We start from the raw sequence: 18,606 nt of genomic DNA on the forward strand, positions 1-18,606 counted from the left end.
TGGATCGAGGCCGCACGAGCATTGTTCCGTGAGGCGAACACCCACCGGGCACAGGCCGCCGCTGACCATGAACGTGACCGCAGGCGTGCCGCCGGTGACCTGTTCGACTGGGGCCGGTTCACCAACCGCTGGCTTGTAAAGTACGCCGCCGCCTACTAACCCACGAACACCGAAATCTGCGTCACACCCGGGGCTTGACACAACAATCAACGCGCGCGCTTAAATCACTCGACCAAATTCACAACCGGTGGCGAGCCCGGCGGGAATAGACGCGACATGGGCGACGTGGTGGCTCTACGCCTACGATCCGGACGCAGGCAGGCATTCCTGCATAACGGAGGAAATCCTGCGCGTCTTCTTCGCGAGGCCCGCCCATGCCGCACTCCCCCTCGGCAATGGCAGCAACCCTGCCGCGATCGAGCAAAAAACCGATCTTCGACCACTATTCCGGCCGCACGCTCTCATGCCGCGATCCGGGCCTCCGACAGGCCGTGATGGGGCTGTCGCTCAAGGCGCCGCCCGGCGTCTACTCACTCACCAGCAAGCCGGTCGGAGCTGTAGGACCGGGGCTGCGGCAACGCCGCCATGCTGCGAGCGGATAGCCCCGAGACGCGCCTGGCTGTCATAGCTCGCTCGGCGCTGGCCTAGCGGGCATACCGCGAGTGTCCAGCAGGGTGATGAGCCGGGCCTTCTCCTCAGCCTCCAGCGAGCCGGTCGGGAGGGTGATGATCCGGCTCCGACCCACGAAACAAGCCACCTGCCCACGCCACTGCTCGACTTTGGTGATACCCGGCCAGGGCCACGATGTGGTGTCGAACCCGGTCGTCGTGTGAACCCCGTCGGCATCGACCCGGTACGCGACGACGTGCCCGATATTGGCAGCGTCCCGCTTGACCACCATCGAAGCCGCATAGCGGGGTAGCCACAACACCGAACCACCGGCAAGGACCACGCCGATCACGACACCGGTCCATTCACCTTTCACGAGCCAGAAGATCGAGACCAGCGACACGACCCCCGCCATGGCCCAGGCCCGCGCCCGGAACAAGCGGGTGAAAATCGCCGCATACATCCACTCTTCGGTGCGGGCCTGGAAGGTCACGGCCGTCTCGTCGTTCACAACGCGGCAGCATAGATGCCACGGAGTCCGACCTGGACGGCAGATCGCAGCCGCTTTCCCCCTTACCGGCGGCGTGTGCCTGGTGGACGCAGCATGCCCGTAGGAGGATCAAGATCCGAACTCCGACGCCCGCAATGGCCACACCCGCTGGCGAGCAAACTGGAAGCAGCGCGCCGCTCCCCACTGCACCGAACCGACCTGAACAGCCCTTACCTGCGCACCACCGCGCCAACACCGGCGCACGTCATGCAGGCTTGCGGACCGCTCACTGGCCCAGGGGTGCGAAGACGTGGTGCTGCCAGATCTGACGCGAGTGCTGCTCGGGGTAGGGGGCGACGTCGCCCGGGACGTCGAAGATCTGGGTGAGCTGCGAGCCGGGATCGTAGGCCGGCCAGCCTGGGTCGCCGGCGGTGGCGAAGCGGGTCCACGCGGCCCGCATCCGCGCGGACAGGTCGGCCGCGTCGGGGCCGGGCTCGTCGCCGAGCAGCGCGGCGGGCCCGCCGGCGGTGAGGTTGCCGAAGACGAGTGGGACGTCGAGGCCGTGGCAGGCACCGAGGATGCCGCCCATTCCGGGTGCCGGCCAGGTCAGCTCGTAGAGATAGGTGCGGCCGGTGTGCGCGTCGGCGAGGTGGACCGTGGGCATGCGGAACAGCCAGTCGGAGTGGACGAGTTCGTAGAGCTCTTCGGCGGCGGCGTCCGGGAAGGCGTCGCGGTAGCGCTGGGCGCCGTCGGGTGCGGGCGCGAGCGTGTCGAGGGCATGGGCGGCCTGCTCCGGCGTCACCCGGCCGAGCTCGCCGTTGATCAGGCTGAACAGCCGCTGTTCGTGGCGGGTGTGCCCGGCCAGCAGCACTACGTCGTGCGCGGCACCGGCGGCCAGGGCCTGCCAGGGGGTCGCCGGCAGGACGTCGCCGTCGACCACGGGGGCGAACAGCATCGACTCGTACGCCGCCGGGCCGGCCGTGACCGCGTCGGCCGTACGCGCCAGGAGGCCCGGGTCCACCTCGGCGAGGTCCGTGACGGTCGGTTCGAGGCCGATCTCGGCCGCGCACGCGGTGGCGATGGCGGAGGCGAGCTCCGGGGTGAAGTAGGCGCCCGGCACGCTCTGCGCGATGGCTCCGTGGAACAGTCCGGCGGCGCGGGGCATCGCGAGCAGTGCGGCGACCGATCCGCCGCCCGCGGACTCGCCGAAGATAGTCACCCGGTCGGGATCCCCGCCGAACGCGGTGACGTTGTCGCGCACCCACTCCAGGGCGGCGACCTGGTCGAGCAGCCCGCGGTTGGCGGGAGCGCCGGCCAGGGCGCCGAAGCCCTCCAGCCCGAGGCGGTAGTTGAAGGTCACCAGGACCAGGTTGCCGTCGCGGGCGAGGTGGCCGCCGTCGTACTCCGGCCAGCTCGCCATGCCGACCGTGTAGCCGCCACCGTAGATCCACACCAGCACCGGGAGCCGCGCCGCGGGATCGGGGGCGGGCGACCAGACGTTGACGGTCAGCCAGTCGTCGCTGGTCGCTGGGGGCGCTCCCCTGCCGAACGCGTCGCTCTGCGGAACCGGTGGCCCGAATGCCACCGCCGGGCGTACGCCGTCCCAGTCGTCCGCGCGTCGTGGTGCGCCGAACCGATGCGCGCCGACCGGCGGAGCTGAGTACGGAATCCCGCGGAAGACCGCGACGTCCGACTCCCAGCTCCCGCTCAACGCCCCGTTGCGTACCCGAACCTGTGGCGGCATAGCCGGATCCTCGTCCGGCACCGGCACCGCCGCCAGCGATTAACCCAGGGAGGCGCTCGCCGCCCGCAGCTCTTCCAATGCGGCGAGGGTGTGCGGGGCGAGTGTGCCCTCGGCGCTCTTGTCGACCTCGGACCACTGGGCGTAGCCGCGCTTGAACGCTAGGACGCCCATCTCCCCCGCCAGCGCGGCGGTCGGGCCGGGGACACCCCGGGCGGCCAGGGCGTCCGTCATGGCTGCGGCGAGGCTGACGGTTTTGAGGGCGTCGCGCTCCTGCAGCTCAGTGCTGGCGGCGACCGCGGCCTTGATGCGGGGGCCCAGGTCACGGTTCAGGGGGCCCATGGCGCCCGATACGCGTACGAGACCGGCCGCCACCGCCTCGAGGGGGGTCACACCGTCGGGGGCTTCGGCGATGCCCTCGGCCAGCAGCAGGCTCAGGGTTTCCTGCCCGGCCACGAGCAGCTCGCGCTTGTCGGGGAAGTGCCGGAAGAACGTGCTGCGGGTGACGCCGGCGCGCTCGGCGATCTGCGCGACCGTCGTGGCGTCGTAGCCCTGCTCGGTGAACAGGTCGACGGCGGCCATGACGAGTCGCTCACGTGCACCGGGTTCCCATCGAGCCATGCTCCCATCATAAGTGACGGGACACATGTCCCATCACCTGGTAGTGTCATGGGATAAGAGTCCCATCACTTCTCGGGAGTATCCATGCACGTCTTCATCACCGGCGGCACCGGCCTGATCGGCTCCGCCGTCGTCGCCGAACTGCTCGGCAACGGCCACACCGTCCTCGCGCTCACCCGCTCCGACGCCTCCACCCAGGCCGCCGAGCAGGCCGGCGCCAAGACCCTGCGCGGCGGCCTGGCCGACCTCGACGTCATCCGCTCCGGCGCCGCCCAGGCCGATGGCGTGATCCACCTCGCCTTCGGCAACGACTTCAGCAGCGCCGAAGCGGTTGCCAACTCGGTCGCCGAGGAAACCGCCGCGATCATGGGCATCGGCGAGGAACTCATCGGCAGCGACCGCCCGTTCGCGATCGTTTCCGGCACGCCGTGGGTCGCGGGCCGGCTCTCCACCGAAACCGACCAGCTCCCCCTCGAAGGCCCGGTCGGCGGTCGCGGCCGTACGGTCAACGCAGCATTGGAACTGGCCTCGCGGGGCGTCCGGACCACCGCCATCCGCATGCCACGCACGGTTCACAACAACGGCGAGGGCGGATTCGGCGGGCTGCTCACCCAGATCGCCCGCCAGAGCGGGGTGTCCGGCTACCCGGGCGACGGTACGCAGCGCTGGCCCGCTGTGCACGCGCTCGACGCCGCGGTGCTGTTCCGGCTCGCCCTGGAGAGCGCCCCCGCGGGTACCGCGTGGCACGCGGTGGCCGACGAGGGTGACGCGGTGCGCGACATCGCCGCGGTGATCGGCCGGCGGCTGAGTCTCCCCGTCGAGCCGGTGCCCACGGAGAACTTCGGCCCCCTCGGCCCGATCTTCGCCGCCGACCAGCCGTCGTCGAGCGAATACACCCGCAAGACCCTCGGCTGGGAGCCCAAGCACCCGAGCCTGCTCGAGGACCTGGAGAACATCCAGCCGTAATCTCTGCCGGTGATCAAAGTCAGATGGCCCTCGTCACGGCGGTGAGCGTGCTGACGCTCATCGGCGCGACGGGGCTGATCGTGCGCCGGCAGCCCGCGGCTGATCCCGCGCCGACGGGATTCTCCGGCGGTTTCAGCTGCAACGGGGGCATGGACACGTGTATGCAGATGGCCTCGGAGCTTGCTCGGCGGGCGCCGCTCACCGAGGCCGACTCGCTGGCCGGGCAGACAGCGATCGCCCGCATCGACCAGGCATTGGCCGCTGCCACACCGAGCTCGCCGTCCTGCGCACCGGACGATGACGGTTGCCTGGTGGCACCGACCGCCCCAGCCGCCGAGCAGGCGCGCAAAGCCCTTTCCGACGCGGGGTTCGACGACGTCGCCGCTCGTACGGCTCGCGCCGGCGATCCGGCGCCGGAGGGTTCGTTTCTCGCCGCGGTCGGTGTGGGGCCGGCGTGCGTATTGCTGTACCAGCAGAACGCATCCCAGAGCGGAACGGTCATGGGACGACTGCCCGACGGAACCTGCCTGACCGTCTGACCACATGGGAGTACGGCGCCCCTGCGCACCCCCGGTCGGCGCAGCGATATTCCGCACGCGCGGCACAGGTCGCCGGGGCGGGATCGGCGGCCTTCCCCGACGCGCTCACTCTGCACAAGACGGGGTGTCCGGGCCAAGCTGGCCATTTTGCAGGGCGAACGGTGACCGGTTCAGAGCCTTGATCACTCTGGAGTTTGCTGGTTGGGTAGCCGGCATGACTGAGCTCGGGCCCGTTGCCTGGCCGCCGGAGCCGATCCGGACCGCGAGGCTCGTGCTCCGGGAGTCCGATAGCCGGGACCGTCCGGTGTTCGTCGAGCTGCTGGCGTCGGAGGAGGTGCATACCTATCTCGGCGGGCCGCAGCAGCGGGAATTGCCTGCGGTTCCTGAGCGGTGGCCAGGGAGCTTTGTCGTCGAACGCGACGGGGCGATGATCGGGCAGATCATGATCAGGAGAGCACCGCAGGACCGTCGCCCGGCCATTGCCGGGAAGGTCGACATCGGATACCTGTTTCTGCCGCGGGCCTGGGGATTCGGGTACGCCGCCGAGGCCTGCGCGGCGGCTCTCGACTGGGTTGAACATGTGCTTCCCGGGGAGCCGGTGGTGCTGATTACGCAGAGCGCCAACGTTGCCTCGATGCGGCTCGCGGCGAAGCTGGGGTTCGTCGAAGTGGAGCGGTTCCATGCCTGGGATGCCGAGCAATGGGTCGGTCAGCGCTCGGCCGGTCCATTAATGTCGGAGGAATGACGCCAGTCAGCGTGTTCGACTCACTGAGCCTCGACGCCGTGCCCGACCAGGAGGCGCTGCGCGAGGTGTACGCCCTCCCCAGCGACGCCGCCGTGCGCAAGCAGATGACCGAGCTCACCGAGCAGACCCGGCGGTTGATCGCATGCTCGTCGCTGGTCCTGGTCGCCAGCGTGGACGCCGACGGTAACTGTGATGTCTCCCCGCGCGGCGGGCCGGCCGGGTTCGTCGCCGTGCTGGACTCCCGGACGGTGGCGATCCCGGACGCGACCGGCAACAAGCGGCTGGACAGCCTGCAGAACGTCGTCGCCACCGGGCGGGCCGGGCTGATCTTCGTCGTCCCGGGGCGCACCACGACGCTGAGGCTCAACGGGCGGGCCTGTGTCTCCACGCGCCCCGAGTTGCTGGCGCAACTGACCGCCGTGGGTAAGCCGCCGGCCAGTGCGCTGGTGGTCGGAATCGACGAGGTCTATCCGCACTGCCCCAAGGCGTTCCTGCGCGGCAATGCCTGGAAACCGGAGCAGTGGCTGCCCGCGGACGCCCAGCCGACGTCGGCCGAGGTGACGCTCGCGCAGTTGCGGATGCCGGATCTGACGATCGCCGACATCCAAAAAACGGAGGCGGATGCGCTGAAGTACCGGTACGAGTAGCGCATGGAGATTGTTACGCGTACCGATCATCCGGAACTACAGGAAGCTGCCACGGTCGCGTTCCGGGAACGGTGGCCGGAGTTCATTTTTCATGATGACGTGTCGAGGCAGCACATGGGCCGGGTCAGAACGTACTTCGCACGGTACGACGTGATGGTCATCGACGACGGAGCTGTGCTGGCCGGCGGGTGGGGCGTACCGATGGCGTGGGACGGGACAGTGCAGGATCTGCCGTCCGGTTATGACGAAGCCCTGGTCCGGGCGGTGGAGGGCCGGGAAGCCGAGGTCGCGCCCACGACCCTGAGTTTCATGGCGGCCGCGGTCAGTGCATCTCATGACAAACGGGGACTGGCCGCGGTCGTGCTCGGGGAGTTGTCACGGCGCGCCCATGAGGACGGTCTCGGGCACGTCATCGCCCCGCTACGGCCGACGTGTAAGCATCGGTATCCGACCGTGACGATGGCCAAGTATGCCGGGTGGAGCCGTCCGGACGGGCTGTCGATCGACCCGTGGATCCGGACCCATCAGCGGATGGGCGCCCGGGTGCTGTGCCCTGCTCCGAGATCGATGGTGATTGAAGGGACCGTTGCCGAATGGGAGGCCTGGGCGGCGATGGTCTTCCCCGTCACTGGCGAATATGTCGTCCCGGACGCGCTGAACCTCGTAATGATCGACCGGGAGGGGGACCGGGGTGTCTACGTCGAGGAGAACCTCTGGGTGCAGCACAGCTGATCGGCACCCCGGACATAGGTGGCTGCCGCTCGTTGCGCAAGATGATGGTCATGCTTCCCGATTGGCTACTGGCTGAGCTCGACACCGTGCCGGATTATGACGCGTTTGCCGGGGTGGACGAGTTGCATGCCGGGTTGCGGGCGATCGCCGAGCGGTATCCGGACATTGCGACCCTGCACCGGTGCGGGTCGTCGCGGCAGGGTGACCCGTTGTGGTGCCTGAGTATCGATCGGCGGCCCGGGGAACGGCCCGGGGAGGCGCCCGAGGCGCTGGCGTTCGGGTTGCCGCATCCCAATGAGCCGATCGGCGGGCTGACCGCGCTGCATCTGGCCGAACGGCTCTGCGCCGACGACGTGTTGCGGGAACGGCTCGGGCACCGGTGGCGGATTGTCGACTGCGCCGATCCGGACGGGTTGCGGCTCAACGAGGGATGGTTGCGGGGGCCGTTCACCCGGGCGAACTATGCGCGGCATTTCTACCGGCCGGCGGGGCGTGACCAGGTGGAGTGGAATTTCCCGATCAACCATCAGACCGCGTATTTCGACGCGCCGATGCCGGAGACGCAGGCGCTGATGCGGCTCATCGACGAGCACCGGCCGGCGTTGGTGGCGTCATTGCACAACAGTGAGCTGGGTGGCGCGTACTACTGGTTGAATCGGGCGGAGCCCGCCCTGCATCCCGTGCTGAAAGAGGTGCCGCGACATCTCGGCATTCCCCTGGATCGTGGGGAGCCCGAGGCGGCCGGGCTGAATATGCTCGACGAGGCGATCTACGAGGCCGCGGCGCTGGAAAAAGTGTACGAGAAGACCATCGCCGACGGTGCGCCCTGGTTCGAGGGCGGCGGCAGCACCACCTGGTACGCCGATCGGTGGGGCGCGTTGATGCTGGTCAGCGAGTTGCCGTACTGGCTGGATCCGCGCGTTGACGACACAAGTCCGGCCGGGGTGTCGTACGCACAGGCCTTGGCGGCCAATGCAGCGGGATTGGGCGAATTGGCGGAGCTGTTGAATCGCTCGGTCGATGCTGTCGAGGGTCAGTTGCTCGCGCCGGACTCCCCGTTCTGGCGGGCCGCGCGGTTCTTCGCGAGCCTGGTGCGCGATGCTGCGGCGGGGCGTAGAACGCGCAGTGAACTGCCCGCGTCGGACCGTCCGGCGACGGTTGCCGAGGCGATTTCCCTCGAATCCCACGTGCATGAATGGCGACTGCGTTACGGCGGCATCCTGCTGCGTGCATTGCAGGGCGAGGCCGCGGTGGGCAATGTGCGTCATTCGGTACGCGCGGCGCTCAGCGAGATCGAGCAGCAGTATGCCGATTGGCTCGCCGAGGACACGGCCGGTGGCGAGCTGGAACCGATCGAGATCCGCCGGCTGGTGTCAGTTCAGTACGCCGCGACCATCGCTGCGGCGGCCCACCTCGCCCACACTCTGTAGATGCGGATCTCCGACGCCTGGGGGCGGCTCCGGCGGCGGGTCGGGTGGCTCGATCACCTGATCCGCGCCGGCGTGCGCTACGACGAGGCCGACGGTGGCCGGCTCGCCGCCGCGGTCACGTACTACGCGTTCTTCGCCGTCTTCGCGCTGGGCCTGCTCGGGTTCGCGGTGTTCGGGTTCTTCCTCGACGACCAGGCGGTGCTGCGCTCGGTGCAGCGTTACCTCGCGGAGGACCTGCCCCGGGTGGACGTGCAGTCGCTGCGCAACGCCCGCGGAACCGTCGGCGTCATCGCGTTCTTCGGGCTGCCGATCACCGCCTGGTTCTGGGTCGACGTGCTGCGCTCGTCGATCCGCCGGATCTGGCAGCTGGCGGAATACCCGGGCAGAATCGTCATCCGCATCCTCGTCGACCTGCTCGTGCTGACCGGGCTGGGAGTGCTGCTCGCCACGTCGCTGGCGATCGCCTACGTGACGACCACTGTCGCCAACCGGGCGGTCGATGTGGCGAACACCGATCCGGAGCCGTCGCACTGGCTGCTCAGCGGGGTCGGGCTGGTGGTCGGGCTGGCCGTGAACACGGCGCTGGCGTGTGGGGCACTGACCGGGCTGCCACGCGTACGCATGCCATGGCGCCGTTTGATCGGTCCTGCCCTGCTCGTAGCGGTCGGGTTGGAACTGCTCAAGACGTTGGGGCGGCTGTATGTGCAGGCCACCGAGTCGAACCCGACCTACAAGCTCGTCGCCGGATCGGTCGGGCTGCTCGTGTTCCTCAACGCGGTGAACCAGCTGGTGCTGTTCGCCGCGGCCCTTACCGCTACGGGTACGGCCGGGAGCCCGTCCGATCTCGCCACGTCCGAGGAACCCTCAGGTGGTGGTGCCGCACCCGGTGCAGAACATGGCTGACGGGTTCAGTTTCGTGCCGCACTGACCGCAGAACCGGGCGGCCTCCTGCGCTGCCGCCAGGGGCGTGCCGCAGTGCTGGCAGTACTTCCCGCCGCCGGTCTCGTTGCTGCACGACGGGCAGCGCGCGGTGACCTCGTGCTGGTGTTGCACGTTGTTCGTCCAGTCGACCCGGGCGATGCTCTCCCGCAGCTGATGGCGTTGCGCCTCGGCCTGCATGCCGGCGATCTCCTGGTCGAGCTTCGGCGCACAGTCCGCGCAGACACCGCGCTCGCCGTTCCAGCAGACCGGCCCGCAGACCCACTGCCCGCAGCGGTGACACTGGTGAAAGTTCGGGCTGATCTCCTCGACGGCCTCCCGCATCGCCTTGTCCCACGCCGGCCCGCGCACCCCGTCGGAGAACAACGCCGAGTCGTACCCGATCGACGACATCTTCTGGCCCCACTCACCGCCGACCAGGTCCCCACCCATCCGCAGCAGCTTCCCGCCGAACCCGGTCACCGACCGCTTGAACGACGACGTGTAACCGTTGCCACAACGCTCGCAGAAGAACTCGAACTGGAACCCGTCCCGGTTCGACCTGTCCTGATAGTTATCGGTGAACCCGATCATGCCGGCCATGCCTGGACGGTACAGCTACCTGCCAACGATAAAAATGGGCCGTTGAGGTGCTACCGGGCGTCATAAACGGCACGGGCTTCGTCGATGCGGGCCAGGTGATCGACCGTCCAGCCCAACAGCGGAGTCGTCGCCTCGCACAGCGTGACACCCATCGGGGTGAGCTCATAGGTCACGTGTGGCGGCATGGCGTCATGCACGGTCCGGGTCACGATGCCGTCGCGCTCCAGGCCGCGCAGGGTCACGGTCAGCATCCGCTGGCTGATGTCCTCGACGGCCCGTTTGAGCTCGGTGAAACGCATCGGCCCCCGCCGCAGATGGCACACGACCAGCAGCGACCACTTGTCCCCGACCATGCCGAGAACCACCCGGATACGCCGCGCCTCCGGCGGAACCGGCTGCCGCTCTTGATCCGTCGTGGTCATCGTTACCTCCGCAGAACCTGGCCGATTGCCGTCACGGTTCTCAAAGAGAACCAAGACACAAATCGTAACCGACCCAGGACGAGGACGATCTTGGCCGTCGACGCTCGCGGCGACTCCGGGTGTGATCAGATCTGGTTCTCGCCACCGTCGATGTGGAGGTTGGTGCCGAGGATGAAGCTGCTGTCGGCGGAGGCGAGGAAGGAGACGACGGAGGCGACCTCGTCCGCGCGGCCCACGCGGCCGAGTGGGATGGCGGCAGCGAATTGGGCCATGACGGCGGGTGCCTGTTCCTCGCCGACCATGCCGGCGATGGCGGGGGTGTCGATGGTGCCCGGCGCGATCGCGTTGACCCGGATGCTGCGACCCTTCAGTTCATTGGCCCAGGTCCGCGTGTACGACCGGAGGGCCGCCTTCGACGCAGCGTATGCCCCGAACGCCTCGACGCCGTCGTCGGCGCGGACCGAGGAGTTCAGAATGATCGAGGCGCCGTCGTTGAGCAGGGGTAGCGCCTTCTGGACCGTGAACAGGGTTCCTCGGACGTTGACCGCGAAGATCCGGTCGAGGTGGTCCTCGGTGGTCTGTTCGAGGGTGGCGAAGCCGGCGGTGCCCGCGTTGGCGAACAGCACGTCGAGGCCCTGGCCGCGCTCGCGGACGGCGGCGTAGAGGCGGTCGAGGTCGTCGAGGTTCGCGATGTCGCCCTGGACGGCGGTTGCCGAGCCGATGGTTTCCACGGCGGCGTCGAGTTCGGCTTTGCGGCGGCCGGTGATGAACACGTGTGCGCCGTCGGCGGCCAGCCGTACCGCTGCGGCCAGGCCGATCCCGCTGCTACCACCGGTGACAACGGCTGTCTTTCCCATGATGCAACCTCCATGTAATTAAGTTCCGGTCGGACCGGAACAGAAAGATAGCATGGCGGGATGGATGGTTTTCGCCCCGCTGCCGAGTCCGAGGTCGTGCTGGCGTTTCTACGCGGGGAGCTGGAGTCGGCCCGGTTCGGCGACGATGTTCGGCGAGCAGTTGCCGACGCCGGGGGTCTTCACCTCGTCCGAGATCCCGATCTGGATTCCACCGAGCAGAATCACGCTCGCGAGCGCGCCCTCGCCACCACCCGAGGCTGGCGTGACCGCGAGTTGTTCGAGGGGTTCCCCGCGACAGTGGACTGGTATCACGGGGTGCTGCCGCCTGAAGTCCTTTCGCGGGTGCGTTACATCGACTACTCGTACTGGAAGGAGTTGTCCAGAGGGTCCCGTCGGCCGACGGACGTTCTGGCTACCCTGCGGTCGGGGACGCTGCCCACTTGGGTACGCGAGATCGGAACCGATTGGTGCTTCGACTTCACGGCCGACACGGTCGACGACCTCATCGTCATGGCGACACCCGATCTCGGTGAACTGGTGCTGCTCGAAGGTCACGCGCGGATGACCGGGCTCTTCGTCGCGGGGTTGGAACGGCGGGTGCCCGTCCGCGCGTACCTCGGGGTGTCGGCAGCTATCAAGCACTGGAACTGCTTCTAGCCGAAACCCCTAGGATCGGGGCATGGCTCGGACTGACGCGGCTTCCCGGGTGATTGCGGCTTCGATCGATCGGGTCTACGCGGCTCTGGTCGATCCTGAGGCGTTGATGAGCTGGTTGCCGCCCGATGGCATGAGCGGGCGGTTCGAGCGGTTCGACGCGTATCCGGGTGGGTCGTACCGGCTTGTGCTGACCTATGCCGACGCCTCGGCAGCGCAGGGCAAGACCACCGTGGACACCGACATCGTCGAGGCCGAGTTCGTGGACATCGTTCCCGGTGTCCGGGTCGTACAGGCCGTTACCTTCGTCTCCGACGACCCGGCCCAGGCGGGCATCATGACGATGACGTGGGAGGTCACGGCGGTCGAGCACGGCACACGTGTCGAGTTCCGCGCGGAGAACGTCCCCGCCGGCATCTCCCCCGCCGACCACGCCGCAGGGCTGAACTCATCGCTGGCCAACCTCGCAGAGCACCTCACCGGATCTAGCTCCTGATCCATCGGTCGAGGGTGGCCTGGGCTGCGCCGGTGTCGACGGCCTCCGCGCAGCGCGCGACAGCGGCCGCGAACTGGCCGGTCAGCGGATCGTCCGACCCGGCGACCGCGACCAGCACCGCGGCGGCGTTGAGCAGGACCACGTCGCGGACCGGCCCACGCTGACCGGCGAGCAGCGCATGCAGGACGAGGGCGTTCGCAGCCGCGTCTCCCCCACGCAACTGAGCAGGCGAAGCCGGTGCGAGTCCCAGAGCACGCGGCTCCAGTACCGAGGTCCTGACCGAGCCGTCCCGCACGGTCCACACCTTCGAGGTGGTGGTCGTCGTGAGCTTGTCCAGGCCGTCGTCCCCGCGTACGACGAAAGCGCTCCGCCCGCCCGCAGCCAGCGCGCCCGCGATCACCGGCGCCATCCTGGCGTCCGCGACGCCGACCACCTGGAAGCGGGGCAGCGCCGGGTTGATCAGTGGTCCGAGGATGTTGAAGACCGTCGGCACACCCAGGTCGCGCCGTACGGCTGCCGCGTGCCGCAGTCCCGGGTTGTGCCGGGGCGCGAACAGGAACGTGATTCCCGCTTCGGCGGCGACCCGCGCGGGATCCTCGGGCGTGAGCGTCACGCCCAGCTCCTCGACCAGGTCCGCGGCGCCGGCGGTGGTCGACGACGAGGCGCGGCCGCCGTGTTTGACCATTGTCACGTCGGTGGCGGCCGCGACGATCGCTGCCATGGTGGAGATGTTGACCGCGCCGGTGCCGTCGCCCCCGGTTCCGGCGATGTCGGCGGTGACGCCCGGCACGTCTACGCGTACACAGCTGATCTGTAAGGCCTCGACGAACCCGGCGACCTCAGCCGCGGTCTCGCCCTTGGCCCGTAGCGCGGTGAGCAGCGCTGCGGTCTGAACGTCGGTGGCCTCTCCCGCGACGATCCGGCCCATCGCCCACCGCGCTTGTGCGATGGTGAGATCACGACCGTTGAGCAGGCTTTTCAGGAGGGTTGCAGCAGTTGTCACGGGAGTCCTCGTCGAAGGGGACGCCCCGATGGAGGCTGCGCGCCTCACATGACAACGGCCGCCTCATCGAGGCGGCCGGGTGGGATCGAACAAGCAGGGGCCGCCTACGGGGCGGGCCACCAACCAGTCGACAGCTTGATCACAGCGCCACTCTAGTCCCGGACGGTGCGATTCGGTTGCATCACTCAACCGGAGTCACCGCAGTGCCGAAGAGAGGAGGCTTTTACAACTCAGGAGGAAGAATCCCCCATGACAGATTCCCGTCCCCGGCTGACCGGCTGGTTCGGCGACCTCAAAGTCGGCGTGAAGATCAGCGTCGCGTTGGGCACCGCGTTGCTGGCCGGCGGCATCGTCGCCGGGACCGGGCTCACCGCTCTGAGCAGTGCCGACAAGAACTCGACCTCGATCGTCGACGAGAACCTGAAGCCGTCGCAGCAGCTGGCGAGCGCACAGGGTTCGTTCGACGACGAATTGCTGCTGATCACCCAGGCGTACATCTCGACCGACGCCGCGACCATCAAGAAGCTGGTCACGGAGTCGATCGCCGCCGGCGACCTCGCCGCGAGCGGGGTCAGCAACTATTCGGGGCTCGGGGTCGACCCGGCCCAGACGGAACCGCTGGCCAACGTCACCAACGGCCTGAACGCGCTGAAGACGATCATTAACAGCACGCTGGCCACGGCCGCCGAGGCGAACGACAACGACGCGTTCGTGAACGGTTACACCAATGACGCCGGGCCGGTCATCGACCAGATCAACGGCGGCTTCGACACGCTCAGCGCCTTCGAGGCGTCCAACGGCGCAGCGATGGCCAAGCAGAACACCGACGCCTACCACAGCAGCCGGACCCTGATGATCGCCTGCCTGGTGATCGGCTTCCTGATCGCCGCGGCGATCGGCTTCCTCACCGTACGCCGGATCGTGCGCCCCCTCGACGAGGTCAACAAGGCCCTGGCGAAGGTCGTCAACGGCGACCTGACCAGCACGGTCTCGGTCACCAGCAGGGACGAGGTCGGCACGATGGCGACGTCGGTCAACAGCGCGATCGCCACAATGCGTCAGACGGTTCAGGCCCTGGGCTCGGCCTCCACCTCGCTGGCCGCCGCGGCCGAGGAGCTGTCCGCGACCAGCTCGCAGATCGCCGAGAGCGCGGAGAACTCCAGCGCCCAGGCCAACACCGTCGCCGCGGCCGCCGAAGAGGTCAGCCGCAACGTCGACACCGTCTCCGCGGGCTCCGAGGAGATGGGCGCGTCCATCCGGGAGATCGCCCAGAACGCCAACCAGGCCGCCGAGGTGGCGTCCCAGGCGGTCAGCATGGCCGAGACCACGAACCGTACGGTCTCCGCGCTCGGCACGTCGTCCGCGGAGATCGGCAACGTCATCAAGCTGATCACCGCGATCGCCGAGCAGACCAACCTGCTCGCCCTGAACGCCACCATCGAGGCCGCCCGCGCCGGCGACGCCGGTAAGGGCTTCGCGGTGGTCGCCTCCGAGGTCAAGGATCTCGCCCAGGAGACCGCCAAGGCGACCGAGGACATCAGCGCCCGGGTCAACGCCATCCAGGCCGACACCGGCACGGCGATCACCGCCATCGGTGAGATCAGCGAGATCATCGCCCGGATCAGCGACTACCAGACCACCATCGCCGCCGCCGTCGAGGAGCAGACCGCCACAACCGGCGAGATGAACCGCGGCGTCACCGAGGCCGCCGGCGGCGTCAACCAAATCGCGTCCGGCATCGAGACCCTCGCCACGGCCACGCGCCTCACCACGGAGAGCGTTGCCGACACGCAGCGTGCGGCGAGCGAACTTGCTCGCATGTCCACCGAGCTGCAGAGCCTGGTTACCACCTTCCGCGTCTGACCGTTACGCGCAGCGTTAGGTTGTGTGCAATTTAGTTGTGCACAACCTAACGCTGCAACATGACCGGGCATGGTCAGAACGCGCCTGGATCTCGAACGGATACGCACGGCTCGGCACGTCATCGATCCCGTATTCCTGGACACCCCGCTGTACCGATGCGACGCACTGGGCCGCGCTCTGGCCTGCATGGTGAGTATCAAGCTGGAGACAGCCAACCCGGTTCGAAGCTTCAAAGGCCGCAGCACCAAACGGCGGATTCAGGCGGTCATCGCAACGCTGCTGGTGAACGACTACAACGCCGAGCTTAGCGAGTACAGCAGCAGCGCCAGTTGCGACGACCCGCCACGTCTCGCCAGGGGCGCGGATCGCGGTATGGGAGCGTGCCGCCGGAATAGTGGTCGAAGATCGGTTTGTTGCTCGATCGCCGCTGGGTTGCTGCCATGGCCGAGGCAAAGTACGGCATGGGCGGGCCTCGCCACCGGTCGTGGAATTTGGTTGAGTGCTTTCACGTGCGCGCGTTGCTTGTCGTGTCACGCCCCGGGTGTGACGCAGAGTTCGGTGTTCGCGGGTTAGTAGGCGGCGGCGTACTTCACCAGCCAGCGGTTGGTGAACCGGCCCCAGTCGAACAGGTCACCGGCGGCGCGTCTGCGGTCACGTTCATGGTCAGCGGCGGCCTGTGCCCGGTGGGTGTTCGCCTCACGGAACAACGCTCGTGCGGCCTCGATCCACATCAGCTTGCCGTCCGGTGTCCGGGCTTCGGGAGAGTCGCGCCGCAAGCGGGTGGTGTGGCCGAGAGCTTTTCCGAAAGCCCGCCGGACCTTGTGCTCACGCCGGAACTCTTCGGTTGCCGCGGAGTAGTTCCGGCGCCGTGTAGGGTCACGCATCCACGCCAGTTCAACGGTCGTGAAAATCTCCAGCTGAGCGTATTTCATTCCTTTATTGTTCTCAGGGATTTCCATGATCGGAAGGGCGGGTGTGCCATTGTCGGGTTGAGGGGGATCACACACATTCGAATGGCAGATAGCGAGTATTCGGATAGCCACTAAGTGGTGGCGGATGGATCCGGGAGGCGATCCTCGTGCTCACCGCGCCACGAGTTCGTTGACCTTCTTGCTGTCATCGGCAGATCAGTAAACGGTCATCAGCGGTGGCGGGCTGATCATGAATGCTTCGAGCGGTCGGTGAAGCGCGGTGTCCGCCGCTCGCGGCTGCGACGACGCTTGCGATAGGTACGACCGGTGCGCAGCAGCGGCAAGTGACTACGCGTCAGACCGCCGCGGTCAGGTTGATTTAACGCCTGGTAGATCGTTTCCGCCATTAGCCGCAGCTCCGGCCGGGCAGGATGCTGCCACGGCGGGGTCCGCCAGATCTGCTCCGGGCTCCACCGTTGATCCAGCAACTCTGGACCAGGCTGCGCAACTCCGCGTTGGTTCGCAGCTTCGCCGGCTTCGGTCGTGAGCGGCGGCCAGCCGCACGCTGGTGGGCGGCGAAGGGATGGTAGTCGCCGGTCACCGGATCGAGCTGCTGGCCGGGTGCTCGTCGGCGATGGTGGTGCGCTCGTTCTCGGACAGGTAGCGGGCCGGGACAGCCGGCTTCGGCGCAGTGGGTGGCGCACAGGTCAGCGACGACGCCGTTCTTGTCGACGAGACGTCCATCATCACCGGTATCCGGATGCTCTGGGAGCATGCTGGACTCGCTGTGGAACCTTCCGCGGCGTTGGGTGTGGCCGCGATGCTGGAGGGCCCCGGCCGCTTTGCCGGCCGGCACGTGGTCACCATTATCTGCGGCAGTGACACCGGCATGGACGCCCATCAACGCTGCCTCCGCCGATGAGGTCATGCGGGGGCGTCGTCGTACGTCGTCCGGTGGGCGAGGACGTCGTCCATGTGGTTCTCGGCCCAGCCCTTGATGCCGCGCACCAGCTGGAACAGCGACAGCCCGAGCTCGGTCAGCTCATACGAGACGGTGACCGGCACGGTAGGCACCGCGGTGCGGGCGACAAGACCGTCACGTTCCAGAGCGCGCAGCGTCTGCGTGAGCATCTTCTGGCTGACCCCGGCCAGCAGCCGCGCCAGCTCGGAGTAACGCATCGGCTGCGGCTCACCGGCGCACCGCGGGCCGCTACCGAGCGCGGCCAGGATCAGCGTTACCCATTTGTCCGAGATCCGGTCGAGCAGCTTGCGGCTCGGACACACTGCCAGGAACGCGTCGTATTCCGCTTTGGCCTGCGCTTTCTTCTCGGCTGCCGTCATCGTCGCCATCGATCGCCTCCCGGAATCAAACCGTGGGTACCTTACGCACTCCCAGGTGCCTACTTCCCGTCAGGAAGTTACCTAACGATAGTGAAGCAGGAACCCATCAGAGCGAAAGAGGTACGACAATGTCCCTTCCCGGCGGCACCTGGACACTGGGCGATCTGAGCGTCACCCGCTTCGGCTACGGCGCGATGCAGCTCGCCGGCCCCTGGGTGATGGGCCCGCCCGCTGATCGCGACGGGGCGCTGGCCGTCCTGAAGGAGGCGGTCGCGCAAGGCATCACCCACATCGACACCAGCGACGCGTACGGTCCCCACGTCACCAACGAGCTCATCCGTGAGGCCCTGCACCCGTACCCGGAGTCGTTGCACGTCGTGACGAAGGTCGGCGCGAACCGTGATGAGAAGGGTGGCTGGCCCCCGGCGCGGGATCCGGAGAGTTTGCGCCGCTCCATCGAGAGCAACCTCAGGGGTCTGGGCCTGGAGACGCTCGACCTGGTCAACCTGCGGCTGGGCAACGCGCAGGGACCCCAGCCCGAATCGGTTGCCGAAGCGTTCGGGACGCTTGCCGACCTGCAGCGCGAGGGCCTGATCCGGCACCTGGGCGTCAGCAACGCGACGGTCGACCAGATCGCCGAGGCGCAGGCCATCGCGCCGATCGTGTGCGTGCAGAACATGTACAACCTGGCGTTCCGGCACGATGACGAGCTGATCGACAAGCTTGCCGCGCAGGGTGTCGCGTACGTTCCGTTCTTCCCGCTCGGCGGTTTCAGCCCGTTGCAGTCCGAGGCGTTGTCCGCGGTGGCGGCCCGGCTGGGCGCGACGGCGATGTCGGTCGCGCTGGCGTGGCTGTTGCAGCGTTCGCCGAACATTCTGCTGATCCCCGGCACGTCGTCCGTGGCGCACCTGCGGGAGAACATCGCCGGCGCGGGGCTGTCGCTGAGCGCCGACGATCTGGCGGAGCTGGACAAGATCGGCGACTGACAAACCGTTGGACGGCGTACGGACAATGGGCT

22 protein-coding genes are annotated in these 18,606 nt (G+C 68.0%); 12 read left to right on the top strand and 10 right to left on the bottom strand.

Going from position 1 to position 18,606, the window contains the following annotated elements:
- Positions 1-622: 622 nt before the first annotated feature.
- The 3 genes from Aco04nite_RS31205 to Aco04nite_RS31215 all read right to left on the bottom strand — a co-directional run bounded on the left by Aco04nite_RS31205 (position 623) and on the right by Aco04nite_RS31215 (position 3,461).
- Positions 623-1,120, bottom strand: a complete 498-nt coding sequence (locus tag Aco04nite_RS31205; RefSeq protein ID WP_213000823.1) for a YcxB family protein — start codon at positions 1,118-1,120, stop codon at positions 623-625.
- A 265-nt stretch (positions 1,121-1,385) separates the two neighbouring features.
- Positions 1,386-2,843, bottom strand: a complete 1,458-nt coding sequence (locus Aco04nite_RS31210) for a carboxylesterase/lipase family protein (RefSeq protein ID WP_213000824.1) — start codon at positions 2,841-2,843, stop codon at positions 1,386-1,388.
- 39 nt (positions 2,844-2,882) lie between these two features.
- Complete coding sequence (locus tag Aco04nite_RS31215) at positions 2,883-3,461, bottom strand: TetR/AcrR family transcriptional regulator (protein WP_213000825.1); 579 nt, start codon at positions 3,459-3,461, stop codon at positions 2,883-2,885.
- 84 nt (positions 3,462-3,545) lie between these two features.
- Between Aco04nite_RS31215 and Aco04nite_RS31220 the strand changes: the two genes are divergently transcribed.
- From Aco04nite_RS31220 to Aco04nite_RS31250, 7 genes are all read left to right on the top strand, one after another.
- Entirely contained in the window at positions 3,546-4,427 is an 882-nt protein-coding gene (locus Aco04nite_RS31220) for an SDR family oxidoreductase (protein ID WP_213000826.1), read from the top strand.
- Between the two features lie 23 nt (positions 4,428-4,450).
- Complete coding sequence (locus Aco04nite_RS31225; protein WP_213000827.1) at positions 4,451-4,966, top strand: hypothetical protein; 516 nt, start codon at positions 4,451-4,453, stop codon at positions 4,964-4,966.
- Between the two features lie 214 nt (positions 4,967-5,180).
- Complete coding sequence (locus Aco04nite_RS31230; RefSeq protein ID WP_280519394.1) at positions 5,181-5,711, top strand: GNAT family N-acetyltransferase; 531 nt, start codon at positions 5,181-5,183, stop codon at positions 5,709-5,711.
- Positions 5,708-6,358, top strand: coding sequence for an MSMEG_1061 family FMN-dependent PPOX-type flavoprotein (locus Aco04nite_RS31235; RefSeq protein WP_213000829.1), 651 nt, complete (start codon positions 5,708-5,710; stop codon positions 6,356-6,358). Before Aco04nite_RS31230 ends, Aco04nite_RS31235 begins: the two co-directional genes overlap by 4 nt.
- A 3-nt stretch (positions 6,359-6,361) precedes the next feature.
- Positions 6,362-7,090, top strand: a complete 729-nt coding sequence (locus Aco04nite_RS31240; RefSeq protein WP_213000830.1) for a hypothetical protein — start codon at positions 6,362-6,364, stop codon at positions 7,088-7,090.
- Positions 7,091-7,131: 41 nt separating this feature from the next.
- Complete coding sequence (locus tag Aco04nite_RS31245) at positions 7,132-8,520, top strand: M14 family zinc carboxypeptidase (protein ID WP_213000979.1); 1,389 nt, start codon at positions 7,132-7,134, stop codon at positions 8,518-8,520.
- The gene (locus Aco04nite_RS31250; RefSeq protein WP_213000831.1) at positions 8,521-9,423 is read left to right on the top strand and encodes a YihY/virulence factor BrkB family protein; all 903 of its coding nucleotides are present in this window, start codon (positions 8,521-8,523) and stop codon (positions 9,421-9,423) included.
- Here Aco04nite_RS31250 and Aco04nite_RS31255 read toward each other — a convergent pair.
- From Aco04nite_RS31255 to Aco04nite_RS31265, 3 genes are all read right to left on the bottom strand, one after another.
- Positions 9,385-10,041: a double zinc ribbon domain-containing protein gene (locus Aco04nite_RS31255; protein WP_213000832.1), complete on the bottom strand. Its 657-nt coding sequence runs from the start codon at positions 10,039-10,041 to the stop codon at positions 9,385-9,387. The genes Aco04nite_RS31250 and Aco04nite_RS31255 overlap by 39 nt on opposite strands.
- Before the next feature lie 50 nt (positions 10,042-10,091).
- Entirely contained in the window at positions 10,092-10,463 is a 372-nt protein-coding gene (locus tag Aco04nite_RS31260; protein WP_213000833.1) for a winged helix-turn-helix transcriptional regulator, read from the bottom strand.
- Positions 10,464-10,588: 125 nt separating this feature from the next.
- Entirely contained in the window at positions 10,589-11,320 is a 732-nt protein-coding gene (locus Aco04nite_RS31265) for an SDR family NAD(P)-dependent oxidoreductase (protein WP_213000834.1), read from the bottom strand.
- Between the two features lie 60 nt (positions 11,321-11,380).
- On the opposite strand from Aco04nite_RS31265, the gene Aco04nite_RS31270 reads away from it, so the two are divergent.
- Complete coding sequence (locus Aco04nite_RS31270; RefSeq protein ID WP_213000835.1) at positions 11,381-11,977, top strand: hypothetical protein; 597 nt, start codon at positions 11,381-11,383, stop codon at positions 11,975-11,977.
- A 22-nt stretch (positions 11,978-11,999) separates the two neighbouring features.
- Positions 12,000-12,470, top strand: coding sequence for an SRPBCC domain-containing protein (locus tag Aco04nite_RS31275; RefSeq protein WP_213000836.1), 471 nt, complete (start codon positions 12,000-12,002; stop codon positions 12,468-12,470).
- Here the strand turns inward: Aco04nite_RS31275 and trpD are convergent.
- Entirely contained in the window at positions 12,460-13,473 is a 1,014-nt protein-coding gene (gene trpD / locus Aco04nite_RS31280; protein WP_213000837.1) for an anthranilate phosphoribosyltransferase, read from the bottom strand. The two genes, Aco04nite_RS31275 and trpD, sit on opposite strands and share 11 nt — an antisense overlap.
- 249 nt (positions 13,474-13,722) lie before the next feature.
- Between trpD and Aco04nite_RS31285 the strand changes: the two genes are divergently transcribed.
- Positions 13,723-15,336 (top strand): methyl-accepting chemotaxis protein, encoded by a 1,614-nt coding sequence (locus Aco04nite_RS31285; RefSeq protein WP_213000838.1) that lies wholly within the window; start codon positions 13,723-13,725, stop codon positions 15,334-15,336.
- A gap of 569 nt (positions 15,337-15,905) precedes the next feature.
- Here Aco04nite_RS31285 and Aco04nite_RS31290 read toward each other — a convergent pair.
- Entirely contained in the window at positions 15,906-16,268 is a 363-nt protein-coding gene (locus tag Aco04nite_RS31290; protein ID WP_213000839.1) for a hypothetical protein, read from the bottom strand.
- 576 nt (positions 16,269-16,844) lie between these two features.
- On the bottom strand, positions 16,845-16,997 hold the full coding sequence (locus Aco04nite_RS31295) for a hypothetical protein (RefSeq protein ID WP_213000995.1): 153 nt from the start codon (positions 16,995-16,997) through the stop codon (positions 16,845-16,847).
- Positions 16,998-17,007: 10 nt separating this feature from the next.
- Between Aco04nite_RS31295 and Aco04nite_RS31300 the strand changes: the two genes are divergently transcribed.
- Positions 17,008-17,169, top strand: coding sequence for a hypothetical protein (locus Aco04nite_RS31300; RefSeq protein WP_244876442.1), 162 nt, complete (start codon positions 17,008-17,010; stop codon positions 17,167-17,169).
- A 2-nt stretch (positions 17,170-17,171) separates the two neighbouring features.
- On the opposite strand, the gene Aco04nite_RS31305 is transcribed toward Aco04nite_RS31300, so the two are convergent.
- Positions 17,172-17,597 carry a winged helix-turn-helix transcriptional regulator gene (locus tag Aco04nite_RS31305; protein ID WP_213000841.1) on the bottom strand — a complete coding sequence of 142 codons (426 nt, stop codon included), beginning with the start codon at positions 17,595-17,597 and terminating at the stop codon, positions 17,172-17,174.
- Positions 17,598-17,716: 119 nt separating this feature from the next.
- On the opposite strand from Aco04nite_RS31305, the gene Aco04nite_RS31310 reads away from it, so the two are divergent.
- Positions 17,717-18,574, top strand: coding sequence for an aldo/keto reductase family oxidoreductase (locus tag Aco04nite_RS31310; protein ID WP_213000842.1), 858 nt, complete (start codon positions 17,717-17,719; stop codon positions 18,572-18,574).
- Positions 18,575-18,606 lie beyond the last annotated feature (32 nt).

Origin of the sequence: Winogradskya consettensis (assembly GCF_018332715.1) — a bacterium.
GTDB lineage: Bacteria > Actinomycetota > Actinomycetes > Mycobacteriales > Micromonosporaceae > Actinoplanes > Actinoplanes consettensis.